Origin of the sequence: Variovorax soli, assembly GCF_031454625.1 — a bacterium.
Taxonomy (GTDB): domain Bacteria; phylum Pseudomonadota; class Gammaproteobacteria; order Burkholderiales; family Burkholderiaceae_C; genus Variovorax; species Variovorax soli_A.
The window spans coordinates 446,904-457,902 of the sequence record NZ_JAVDRF010000001.1; the positions used below are offsets into that span (position 1 = coordinate 446,904).

General features: G+C 67.1%; 14 protein-coding genes and 1 pseudogene. 6 read left to right on the plus strand and 9 right to left on the minus strand.

Going from position 1 to position 10,999, the window contains the following annotated elements; all coding sequences use genetic code 11:
- Positions 1-21 precede the first annotated feature (21 nt).
- Positions 22-276, plus strand: a complete 255-nt coding sequence (locus J2739_RS02190) for a hypothetical protein (RefSeq protein WP_309898065.1) — start codon at positions 22-24, stop codon at positions 274-276.
- A 124-nt stretch (positions 277-400) separates the two neighbouring features.
- Positions 401-721 carry a plasmid stabilization protein gene (locus J2739_RS02195; RefSeq protein ID WP_309898066.1) on the plus strand — a complete coding sequence of 107 codons (321 nt, stop codon included), beginning with the start codon at positions 401-403 and terminating at the stop codon, positions 719-721.
- Between the two features lie 13 nt (positions 722-734).
- On the opposite strand, the gene J2739_RS02200 is transcribed toward J2739_RS02195, so the two are convergent.
- From J2739_RS02200 to J2739_RS02210, 3 genes are all read right to left on the minus strand, one after another.
- The gene (locus J2739_RS02200; protein WP_309898067.1) at positions 735-923 is read right to left on the minus strand and encodes a hypothetical protein; all 189 of its coding nucleotides are present in this window, start codon (positions 921-923) and stop codon (positions 735-737) included.
- Between the two features lie 113 nt (positions 924-1,036).
- On the minus strand, positions 1,037-1,501 hold the full coding sequence (locus J2739_RS02205; RefSeq protein WP_309898068.1) for a hypothetical protein: 465 nt from the start codon (positions 1,499-1,501) through the stop codon (positions 1,037-1,039).
- A gap of 81 nt (positions 1,502-1,582) precedes the next feature.
- Entirely contained in the window at positions 1,583-2,221 is a 639-nt protein-coding gene (locus J2739_RS02210) for a hypothetical protein (RefSeq protein ID WP_309898069.1), read from the minus strand.
- Positions 2,222-2,672: 451 nt separating this feature from the next.
- Here J2739_RS02210 and J2739_RS02215 point away from each other — a divergent pair, with 451 nt between their 5' ends.
- Complete coding sequence (locus J2739_RS02215) at positions 2,673-3,002, plus strand: hypothetical protein (protein ID WP_405053806.1); 330 nt, start codon at positions 2,673-2,675, stop codon at positions 3,000-3,002.
- On the opposite strand, the gene J2739_RS02220 is transcribed toward J2739_RS02215, so the two are convergent.
- A complete protein-coding gene (locus J2739_RS02220; protein WP_309898071.1) occupies positions 2,924-3,703 on the minus strand; it encodes an NAD(P)H-dependent oxidoreductase in 780 nt (259 codons plus the stop codon). The two genes, J2739_RS02215 and J2739_RS02220, sit on opposite strands and share 79 nt — an antisense overlap.
- Before the next feature lie 88 nt (positions 3,704-3,791).
- On the opposite strand from J2739_RS02220, the gene J2739_RS02225 reads away from it, so the two are divergent.
- A complete protein-coding gene (locus tag J2739_RS02225) occupies positions 3,792-4,706 on the plus strand; it encodes a LysR family transcriptional regulator (protein WP_309898074.1) in 915 nt (304 codons plus the stop codon).
- A 4-nt stretch (positions 4,707-4,710) separates the two neighbouring features.
- Here J2739_RS02225 and J2739_RS02230 read toward each other — a convergent pair whose 3' ends face one another.
- The 4 genes and pseudogenes from J2739_RS02230 to mltA form a co-directional block, all read right to left on the minus strand.
- Complete coding sequence (locus tag J2739_RS02230) at positions 4,711-4,899, minus strand: hypothetical protein (protein WP_309898075.1); 189 nt, start codon at positions 4,897-4,899, stop codon at positions 4,711-4,713.
- A pseudogene (locus tag J2739_RS02235) lies at positions 4,899-5,099 on the minus strand (hypothetical protein); the annotation flags it as partial. The gene J2739_RS02230 and the pseudogene J2739_RS02235, both read right to left, overlap by 1 nt.
- 32 nt (positions 5,100-5,131) lie before the next feature.
- Positions 5,132-7,399 carry a PhoX family protein gene (locus J2739_RS02240; protein WP_309898077.1) on the minus strand — a complete coding sequence of 756 codons (2,268 nt, stop codon included), beginning with the start codon at positions 7,397-7,399 and terminating at the stop codon, positions 5,132-5,134.
- A gap of 139 nt (positions 7,400-7,538) precedes the next feature.
- Entirely contained in the window at positions 7,539-8,678 is a 1,140-nt protein-coding gene (gene mltA / locus J2739_RS02245; RefSeq protein WP_309898079.1) for a murein transglycosylase A, read from the minus strand.
- Here mltA and J2739_RS02250 point away from each other — a divergent pair.
- Together J2739_RS02250 and J2739_RS02255 are read left to right on the plus strand one after the other, a co-directional pair.
- Positions 8,677-8,838, plus strand: a complete 162-nt coding sequence (locus J2739_RS02250; protein WP_309898082.1) for a hypothetical protein — start codon at positions 8,677-8,679, stop codon at positions 8,836-8,838. The genes mltA and J2739_RS02250 overlap by 2 nt on opposite strands.
- Positions 8,839-8,869: 31 nt before the next feature.
- On the plus strand, positions 8,870-9,523 hold the full coding sequence (locus J2739_RS02255; RefSeq protein WP_309898084.1) for a YiaD family glycine zipper/OmpA-like lipoprotein: 654 nt from the start codon (positions 8,870-8,872) through the stop codon (positions 9,521-9,523).
- A gap of 68 nt (positions 9,524-9,591) precedes the next feature.
- On the opposite strand, the gene J2739_RS02260 is transcribed toward J2739_RS02255, so the two are convergent.
- On the minus strand, positions 9,592-10,836 hold the full coding sequence (locus J2739_RS02260; RefSeq protein ID WP_309898086.1) for an NEL-type E3 ubiquitin ligase domain-containing protein: 1,245 nt from the start codon (positions 10,834-10,836) through the stop codon (positions 9,592-9,594).
- Positions 10,837-10,999 lie beyond the last annotated feature (163 nt).

Here is a 10,999-nt window from a genome sequence, read left to right on the forward strand (position 1 = left end):
GACCCATGAAAGGAGATGTCAATGACCGAACCCACCCCGACACGCCCCGCGCCCCCCGGCCCGCTCGGAGAGAACGAGGCCCGCCTCGGCGATCGCGGCGATGCCTCGGGCCGCAACATCGAGCAGAACCGCGCCCTCGGGCAGGACGACCCGCTGCATGGCAGCCGCATGGGACGCCGGCTGTACGACGGGACGGGCCAGCCCGGCACGCCCGACATCGGCACCGATGCGGCGCAGCTCGAAGAGGCCGAGCGCATGGCGCGCGACAAGCGCTGAGCGGCGCGCCCCTCGGTACCGCGCCGGAGTGCACTGACGCAGAGCGCGTGCCCACTCCTACCCGCCTGCGCAACCGCGCGCGCAAGGATGGAGGGCATCTCAACTTCACATCGAAGGAGTGGCCATGCCCAGAGGTGATAAATCGTCCTATACGGACAAGCAGAAGCGACAGGCCGAGCACATCGAGGAAGGCTACGAGAAGCGTGGCGTGGGCGAGAAGGAAGCCGAGCGCCGCGCGTGGGCCACGGTGAATGCCGAGACCGGCGGCGGCAAGAAGAGCGGCTCCGGGCGCGGCAAGGCCGAGAATCATGCGCCGTCGCGCAAGGGCGGGCACAAGGGCGGCGCGGCCTCCGCCGGCCGAACCGCGGCCCAGCGCTCCGCCTCGGCCAAGAAGGCCGCCGCCACGCGCAAGCGCAACGCCGCCGCGCGGGCCCACGCCCATTGAGCGAGGCGGAGGCTCAGGGCACGGGCTGCGCCCCGCTGCGCTTGAGCAGCTCGCCGATCTGCTGCTCGACAGCGAACAGCCGCTCGTTGAGCACCGCCGTTTGAAGCCGAACGGCTTCGATGATGGCGCGCGTCGCCGGATCGGGCGCGTTGTTCGAGAGTTGCTGCAGTTCGTGCAGCTTCCGGCGCAGTTCGTTGCTCATCGCTGTCCCTCCATGACGATCGAGTGAATGAGATCGTAGGGGCACCCACCATGCTCCGCCAAGCAGTGATTGGCGCGTCGCGCTTCCAGTGAAGGCTTCCGGAAACCCATAACCTATCGCCTCGGTGGGGGAACGAACATGGGGTACCCCGCAGGGGCTGGGCTCGGCCCTACCGCCGGGCCTGTCGGTGGCATGACGACGATCGGGGGAAGCGGGGGCGGTGGATGCTTCATCCGTTCCCTGATCGCCTGCACAAACTCCACCATGGTCCGGTTCTCCGGACTCTGCGCGGAATAAACCTGCGCCACGGCGACGAGCTTTTGAACCGGCGAATCGGGCGCGGCAGCGGCCAGCATGGGACCTGCTTGCGGCGAAATCAGGAAGCCCATGATCTTGCGCTCATCGGTGTTCGGCTGGCTCAATCGCGCAATGATGACTTCGTCCAAGCTGCGACCGGTCTTGTGGCTTTCGATCGCGGCGCTGGCGCGCAGCCATTCCGTGTAGCGGACGGCATCTCCGAAGCCCAGACCGACGAGCGGGCCAAATTTGGGCTCCGTTTCGCGCAGCAGCCCGGCCATGTCTTCCGACGACTTAAGGGAACGACACCGCGTTGAACTCCTCGCCGCTGTTGAGAGCCATGACGAGGACGTCGCGGCCGATCAAGCTGCCGGCGGCGCGGATTTCTGCGAGAACTCCTTTTGCTTTTCCAGAGGGGAACTGGGGATCAGGTGGGCCAGTTCCTGAAAATAGGCGTTGGTGTCGAGGGCGCCGTTTTCGAGTGCCTTCTTTAATACCAAATCAGTTCCCGGTTGATATCCGACGTAATGTATTGCAGCTTGCGCTGCGACTTGCTTGTCTGGATCGAATGCAAAATTTTTCAATTCAGATGCAATATCAGTGTTGGCGCCAGTCGTGTTGTTTCGATCGTAAAGTCTCGCCAATATTCGAAGCAAAGGGATTTTCTCGTCAGAGCTCAAAGTTCCGCCGTGCAAGAGCGTGCGTGCAAGATCCACCGACTGAGTGGTCGCGGGAACGCCTTTGAAGTAGATCTCGTCCATTGCATTGCGGCCCTCAAGTCCTGGTCGAGGTTTGTAGAAGCGCAAGGGATGCTGCTCGTCTGTTGTTGAGGTCGCAATGGCGATTTTTGCCCTATATTCCGCAGCATTGTCTGGTTTGAAGCGAGGTGAGGCAACAGCATCAGTGCTTGCTGCGGGACTGGACGGATTGACGGGCTTCTGCTCTGCTTGAAGAAAAACAAACGCAATAACCAGAAAAATGGCCAAAATCAAGAGTTCCACGGTCTTTCCTTGCATGATGTTTAGCCCCTGCGTTGGGTGTTTTCCATCGTTCAGGACCTCGTAAATCCCAGATCGATCAAAAATCCTATAGGACCGAGAAAGGCATAGGGCATATTACTTTCCATTGCCCGACCCACCGCGTCGCCCATATTTACCGGATCTGGCTCGTCAACTCCAACGTTCCAGATCGCCTGTCCATTCTGATAGATCACGAGGTTACCATCCGTTTGCGGCGATGTATGCGCCCGGATGCCCGTTAGTGCCCGCGTTCCAGGCCGCGGCCCAATTGGCGTCGTACTACAAAATTCCCATCCCCCTGCGTAACGGCAAGGTTTCCGCCTCTGTTGTTGGTATAGGTGGGCCGAGAGCTGCAATTCATGAAAACCAATGAAGTGCAATTGGCCTGAAGCAAGAAGCGCATGGCCTCCTGCTCGCCAAGCCCGGACCGCAGATGACGCACATCTCGATGAAGTCCACCGGCGAGGCAGTGAACGAACTGATGGCCGCGCGCGTGCAGGCCATCACGTCGTCGAGCATCGGCGTGATCGGGCTGCAGAGCGATGCGCGCGCCAAGCCGCTGGCCTCCACCCGTAAGGTGCGCAGTCCCTTCCTGCCCATCTGCCGACCGCGCACGAGAGCGGCCTGCCGGGCTACGAGTTCGACTCCTGAATCGGCGTCCTCGCGCCGGTCGGCACGCCTCGGTCAGGCGATGCTGTGGATCCCGAAGCCGCTGCGCCCCGGTGCGATCTCCTCGCGCAGCGTGAGCGATGGGATCTCGTAGTCGCCGCCGTTCTGCGGGCGGAAGGGCAGGGGTGGCGTGGTCTGCAGGGTATCGAGGCGATCGCCCAGTGCGATCGTGAGCTCGGTGAGGCGTGCCGCGTCCATCCGGCCGGTCTTGTAGACCACGAAGGGCGGGAGCACCTCGAAGCCGGAGTAGTAGAGCACGCCGTGATGGATCGGAAAAAGCAGGTCTTCCATCGGCCCGTTGACGCCGCGGGGTCCGTAGTGCGAGTGCCAGCCGCCGGCGGTCACCACCAGCATCGCGCGCTTGCCGGCTAGGGTGCCCTGGCCGTAGCGGTCGCCCCAACGCTCCTCGGAGTGCTCGCCCACGCCATAGGCGAAGCCGTTCGCGTAGACGCGGTCGATCCAGCCCTTGAGGATGGCTGGCATCGAGAACCACCACATCGGGAACTGCAGGATGACGACGTCGGACCAGCGCAGGTTCGCCTGCTCGCGTGCCACGTCCGGCGGCTGCCGACCGGTGGCGAAAGCGTCGCCCGAGTCGCGCGTCGGATCGAAGGGCGCGGCGGGGTTGCGCGCGGAGAAGTCATCGGCGTCGAGTGTCGCCTTCCAATTCATCGCGTGGAGATCGGAGGCGCGAACCGCGTGACCCGCGGACCGGAGGTGGTCGATCATGAAACGCTTGAGCGTGCCGTTGAGTGAGCGCGGCTCGGGATGCGCGTAGACCAGAAAGATGTTCATGCAGGAGGCCTTGTCGTCGAAAGAAAGGCCGAGCGTAGGCAAGCGCCAGCTATATTGGAAATGAATTTCTGAGATAGCAGCCATTGCGATGAACAATTCCTTCAGCCTGCGGCGTCTGGACCTCAACCTCCTTCTCACGCTCGACGCCCTGCTCGCGGAGAACCACGTGACGCGTGCCGCCGAGCGCCTGCACCTCTCGCAGCCCTCGGTCAGCGTGCAGTTGGGCAAGCTGCGCGAGCTCTTCGGCGATCCGCTGCTGCTGCCCGGGCCGCGCGGCATGCGGCCCACGGCGCGCGCACAGCAATTGCGCGCCCCGTTGCGGCAGGCGCTGGAGTCGCTGGCGCAGGCGGTGGCGCCAGCCGCGCCCTTCGCGCCTTTGCAGGCGGCCGTCACATGGCGCGTGGCGGCCTTCGATTACGCCGAGACGGCAATCCTGCTGCCCTTGCTGCCCCGCCTGCGTGCACTGGCGCCGGGCAGCCGGCTGGCGGTGCTGCAGGCCCAGCCCTCACGCATCACGGCACAGGCGGAGCGCGGCGAGATCGACCTGGCCTTCCACACCAGCGATGAAGCGCCGGAGGGCCTGCATCGGCGCCCGCTCTTCCGGGAGCGCTACCTGCTGGCCGGCCGCGCTGACCATCCGCGCCTGCGCCGCCGCCCCACGCCGGAGCAGTTCTGCCGGATGGAGCACTTGATCGTCTCGCCCGACGGCGCCGGCTTCCACGGGCCGACTGATGCGGCGCTGCACGCGGCTGGGCTGCAGCGCCGCGTGGTGCTGTCGGTTCCGCATTTCCTGTTCGCCCGATCGGTGCTGGCGCGCACCGACCTCGTTGCCATGCTGCCTTCGCGGCTGGTGAGCGACACCGCCGGGCTGCGCGTGGTGCAAGCGCCAGTCGAGGTGCCGGGCTACGAGATGGCGATGCTGTGGCACGAGCGCGTCCACCGCGATCCCGCCCACCGCTGGTTGCGCGAGCAGGTGCTGGCGACGCTGGGGCTCGAGCCCTAGAACACTACGCGAGCGCGTACCGTGCGGCACGCACGATGCTCGCGGCGTCGACCCCGAAGAAACGGCGCAGCGCCGCACGCGTGTCGCTGCGTCCGAAGCCGTCGGTCCCCAGCGTGAGGTAACGCCGGTCTGCGGGCAGGAAGGCGCGGATGCTTTCAGGGACGGCGCGCACGTAGTCCGTGGTGGCAATCACCGGGCCGCTGCCGCCTGCATCTGGCCGTCGACTGTCTTGGCGAAGGCGCGCGCGAGCGCGCCCTCGGTGTCGCGCGCGAACAGGCCGTCCCAGTCGCTGCCCCACACCAGCTTGATGACGTTCCAGCCGGCGCCGGCGAAGAGCTTCTCCAGCTCGTCGATGATGCGGCCGTTGCCGCGCACCGGGCCATCGAGTCGCTGCTCGCCACGGCCAGATTGCGCGACCAGGCTGGCTACAGCCCGATGAGTCCGCCGTCGTCCTTGGTGATGACGAGCGTGGCCGAGCGCGGGCGGGCGTTGCCGCCATCCGGCCAGTGGCTGCCGAACAGGGCGGGGTTGGCGAGGTTCGCCACCGGCGTCGTCTCGCCCGGATGCTGGATGTTGACGAACAGCGCGCGGCCGTCGCCCGATTCCGCGATGCCGGTGATCTCGCAGTCCTTCGGGCCCACCAGAAAGCGGCGCAGGCCGTCCGTGCCCGGCGCCTTGCCGACAAAGGTGGCCTGCTGCCGGGTCGTCGCGCCATCGACGTTGGTGAGGGTCCTGGCGGCGCCGTCGCCGACCTGGCCCGGCAGGGCGGCCAGCAGCATGCAGTTGGTGACGTCGGTGTAGGCGCCGTCGTCGGTCTCCAGCCACAGCAGGCCGCGCGTGGCCTGGCTGAACCACATGCCGTCGGGGCTGGAGAAGTCGTTGTCGGCGACCAGGCCCGAGAGGTTGACGTCGGCCGACGCGGTGGCGCGGGCGCCGAACAGGTAGACGTCCCAGGTGAAGCTCAAGGCGGCCGGGTCGCCGCCTGCGTCCGCGAAGCGCACGACGTGGCCGTTGGGATTGCCGATCTGCGCCATGGCGGCGGCGCCCTTGGGGTCGTTGTAGAAGCGCGGGTTGGCGGCATCGGTGGCGGTGATCGGGCGCGCGGCGGCGTTGGTGTTGGTGAGCGTCACGTAGACCTCGCCGGTCTTCGGGTTGACGGCCGTCCATTCGGGCCGGTCCATCTTGGTGGCGCCGGCCGCATCGGCGGCGAGGCGCGCGTTGATCACCACGTCGGCCGCGTCGGCGAAGGCGTAGGCCGGGTTGCTGGCCGTGATGCCGTTGACGCCGAGCTTGAGCTCCAGCCAGGCGCCGGTGCCGTCGGCATTGAATTTCGCGACGTAGAGCCGGCCATCGTCCATGTACTTGTCGCCGGCGGCCAGGCCGCCGCCGACGTCGGCCGGGTCCCAGTTCTTCGTCGACACGAACTTGTAGATGTACTCGTTGCGCGAGTCGTCGCCCATGTACCAGACGAGGGGCTTGCCGGCCACCACCGGGCCGAGGCAGGCGCCTTCGTGGCCCATGCGGCCGAGCGCGGTGCGCTTCTTCGGCGTGCTGCCGGGCGTGAACGGATCGATCTCCACCACCCAGCCGTAGGTGTTGGCGCCATTGCGGTAGTCGGCCGCGGCATTGGCGGCGCCCGAGATGACCTCGGTGTTCCAGCGGCCGTAGAGGTTGTCGGCCGTGTCGGGCGTGAAGGTGGCCCACAGCTCGCGGCCGGTGCCGGCCACGCCGTAGCGGCTGAAGGAGGCGAGCTCCTTGGCGCTGCGGTTCGGGTTGTCGGTGACGGCGATGCGGCGGAAGTAGCCGGCCCAGTTCTCTTCGCAGGTCAGGTAGGTGCCCCAGGGCGTGCTGCCGTTGGCGCAGTTGTTGAGGGTGCCGCGCGTCTTGCTGCCATCGGGGGAGAACTTGGTCACCAGGGAGCCGGTGCCGGCAGCCGGGCCGGAGAAGCGCATCTCGGTCAGCGTGTGGACGCGGCGGTTGAAGGCGGAGTCCTGCTTGTAGGTCCAGCCGCTCGCGCCCTTGCCGACCTCGATCACGCTCACGCCGTGCAGGTAGAACTCGCGCAGCACCTCGTCGGCCACGGTGCGCACCTGCGCATTGCCGATGCCGGTGGTGGTCTGGCCGGTCGGGTGCAGGAAAACGGGCGTGATGGCTTCGTGGTTCATCGCCAGCAGGCCGCGCGCGGCGGCGCTCGGGCTCCACGTGTTCGAGGCGTCCATGCCGAAGAAGGTCATGCCGTCGTGGTGGTCGCCGGCCCGGCGGTCGAAGGTGGCGGCGGCGTCGGTGCCGTCGTTGGCATAGGCCGGCACGCCGCTCGCGATCGGGTCGCCGAGGCGGTACAGCACGGTCGCGGTATAGCCCGCCGGCACGCTGACCACGTCGGCGAGGCTCTTGGAGACGGCGGCGAAGCCGAGCTTGGGCGCGGCGGGGGCCGGCGCAGGCGCAGGCGCAGGGGCCGGCGTTGGTGCGGGCGCAGGCGCGAGGGCGGCCGGGAGTATGGGGAAGCCGCCGCTGCCGCCACCGCCGCAGGCTTGCAGCAGTGCGGTGCCGGCGGTGCCGACGCCCAGGCCGAACAGCTGTCGGCGGCTCAGCCGCGAAGCGATCAGGTCGTTGAAGGTGGGATTGGAGCTCTTGTTGTGGCCGATGTCGTCGGGGTCGATGGCGGCGACTTCATGGCGGGTGGGGGCGGTCATGGCGCGAATCTTTCAGTGGGCATCGTGGTTGAAAAACCCCGGTACGCTAAAAGTTCAATGTGACGCCAGCAAGTCAGGCCTCGGTCAGGTATGGGCAAGGCGGCGGCCCACCAGGCAGCCTTCTTGTCGCATCACGATGTCATTTCGGCCACAGCGCCCACAAGCGAAGCGGTTGGTTCATGCGCGCCGCCAGCCGCCCCGCCTCCGGGCCTGTGCCGGCGAAGAAGTCGGCGCGCACCGCGCCCACGATCGCGCTGCCGGTGTCCTGCGCCACCACCAGCCGCGCGAGCGGCACGGCCGGCCCCGGCGAGGCCAGCCACACCGGCGTGCCGTAGGGAATGCTCTCGCGGTCGACTGCGATCGAGCGGCCCGCAGTGAGCGGCACGCCCTGTGCGCCGATCGGGCCGGCCGAGGCATCGATGTCGGCCAGTGGCTCCTCGCGGAAAAAGACATAGCGCGGGTTGCTCCACAGCAGCTGCGACAGGCGCTGCGGGTTCTGCGCCACCCATTGCTTGGTGTCGTCGGGCCACAGGCTCACCTTGGTCGCGCCCTGGCTCTGCAGCCATTGCTGAACGCTGCGATAGGGCTGCTCGTTGGTGGCCGAGAAGGCCACGCGCACCATGCGCTGCGAGCCGTCGGCCTCGGTGATGCGCAGCCGGCCCGAGCCCTGGATGTGCAGCATCAGCACGTCGATCGGGTCGGTCAGCCAGGCGATCTCGCGGCCGCGCAGCGCGGCCTGGGCCTGGGGCAGGGTGTCGATCTCCTGGCGCGTGAACCAGGGACGGCGCGCCACCAGGCCGGCGGGGGCCTGGTAGAGCGGCACGGTGTGCTGGGCATCGGGCCGGCGCGAGGCCTCGAACACGGGTTCGTAGTAGCTGGTGAGCTTGCCTTCGGCGGGCCCCGAGAGCGGCTCGACGCGGTAGGGCTGCAGGCGCTCGCGCATCCACTGCCGCTGCTCCTCAGTCTCGGCCAGCGTCAGCTGGCGCACCTCGCGGCACAGCGGGGCGAAGGCGGCGTTGGGTCGGGCGCAGTTCGTGATCATCGCGCTCCAGCCTTCGTGCAGCGCGTCGTCCTCGAAGCCGGGCAACTCCGACCAGGGCACCGGCACCCAGCGGCTCTTCGGATGGGTGAGTGTCCCGGTCAGCGGGCCCGGCTCGCGCGCGGGCGGCGCGCCGGAGGGTGCGGCCGCGACCGGTGCCTCGCGTTGCAGGGTGCCGACGGAACAGCCGACCAGCGTTGCTACGATCGCGAGCCCGACCAGCTGGAGTCCTCTTTTCATGGGTTTGATTTTGCTTGAAGCGCTCGGCGCCGGCATCGTGCTGGTGCTGATCGTCTGGTGGACCATGTTCTCAGGCCGCAAGGGCGGCGAACTGCACGAGGCCGACGAGGCCGAAAAAGCGTCTTCGTCCGACGAGCCACCGCCGGGGGACTCCAGATAATCGCCGGTCGCTGATTCAACCAGGAGATCACATGAAGAAGTTCGTCCTCGCCACCACCGCCGCGGCCATCGTACTGTCGGGCTGCGCCGGCATGAGCGACACGCAGCGCAACACCGGCATCGGCGCCGGCGTCGGCGCACTGGGCGGTGCGGTCATCGGTTCCGCAACCGGCGGCGACCGCCGCGCCATCGGGACCGGCGCCGCCGTAGGCGCGGCCGCCGGCGCGCTCGGCGGCTACCTGTGGTCGCAGCGCATGGAGGCGCAGAAGCGCGAGATGCAGGCGGCGACCCAGGGCACGGGCATCTCGGTCACCCAGACGCCCAACAACGAGCTCAAGCTCGCGATTCCGAGCGACGTCTCCTTCGACACCGGCCGCTCGACCATCAAGCCCAACTTCGTGCCGATCCTGAACCAGTTCGCCAACGGGCTGCGCAACAACCCGAACGCCGAGGTCCGCATCATCGGCCACACCGACAGCACCGGCACCGACGCCATCAACAACCCGCTGTCGGTGGATCGCGCAGCCAGCACGCGCGACTACCTGATCGCGCGCGGCGTGCCGCAGCAAGCCTTCCGTATCGAGGGCCGCGGCTCGCGCGAGCCGATCGCGGACAACAGCACCGACGCCGGCCGGGCGCAGAACCGGCGCGTCGAAATCTACGTGGGCGAGCGGCCGCAGGGCTGATCGGAAGGATCCACGCAAAGGCTCGGCTTCGCTCCGCCCGGGCGAAGCGCGGCCTTTGCAAAGGTCCCTTAGTTCATTGCCTGCTGCGCCTCGCGTTCTGCCGCGAGCCGCGCCGCACGCCGACTGAGCAACGCTTGCCAGGGCGTCCATTGGGCCAGGAATTGCTGGAAACCTTGGCCGTTTCCGTTTTCCATCACGTCCTGCCAGTCGGCCTGGACGATCTGGGCGGTTTCAGGGGTCAAGCCTTGCAGGGGCAGCCCTTGGCGGCCGCCATGCCTCAGCACGCTGATCGAGGCCATTTCAAAAGCCAGGCGAAGCTCCGCTTCCGAAAACGACGGCGCAGCCCTCCGGTCCTGCTTCGCGTCCCGCCTGCGCGCGTCAATGCCCTCCAGCAGCGTGTACCGCTGCACGCAACGGGCAAGATCAAGCGCACCCGAGAGGTCGTCGTCTCGTGCGCCTGACGCGACCTCGTGTTCCATAAAGGCGATGCACATTTTCGAAACCGCGATGGGCCAGGTGGCGCTGGCGGGAAGCTGGGCCGCCGTGTTCAGTACGCATGAGAGCACGTCCGGATCGCCGCGCATGGCAAGAAGAAGGGATTGCAACGGGACTGCGGCGTGGCTCTGCATTTCTCCATCGATGTCTCCGTAGAACTGCTCGATCGCCTGAGTCACGACGCTCGCACCCGACGTGCCTGCTTTCTGTGCCTTCTGCCAATGGTCAGAGAACTGGAGCTGGTTGAATGCGTCGCGGATGGACTCGCGCGGCGAGGGCGCCTCTTCGGCGATTCGCAGGCTGGCGCCGAGCGGTTGCATGGCCAGCAGGGACGCGAGCTCCTGGTGCAGCTGGAAGAAGCTCGCCTGGTTCTGCTCCAGCATCTTTTTCGTTGCGTTGAGCTCGTCCTGAATCCTGGATTGCTCGGCCCTCAGCCGCCGTGCGTCTTCGGCCGTCGCTCTTCCACCCTCTTCCTGGAGCAACAGCGCTGGGTCTGGCGACTCGGTGTGCGCTTGCAGCGTGATCTCGTCCAGCAAGGGAGCGACCCAGGTGCTTTGGTCAGAGGCGTTCAAGGGGGTCTCCGATGAGACCTGGATCGCCAGCCTTTTCAAAACCTCCTTCAACTGGCCGATCTCGTTTTCGGAAACGTTCGCATCGCGCTGCACGATGTACGACTGCGCGCCTTCCGGCACATGCGCACGCAGCAATTCAGGCAGTCCGGCGTCGGAACTGGCCGCTTCGCCGATCTCTATCGCGCAGAAGTTGCACTTTGCCATCAAGGCCTCGTCTTGCCACTTCCTGACGAGAGTGCTGGACATGTGATTGGCCCCTCCTGCCATGAGCACGACCAACGTGGGCCCGTCGTGAAAGCCCGTCGATGAGGCCAGCAATTTCGAACTGCGATGCGATGGCGTGCTGGTCGGCACTTGGCGCGTGATTCGCGGAGATCCGGGTGGGGTGCCGTTGGGGGTGGCTCTGGGA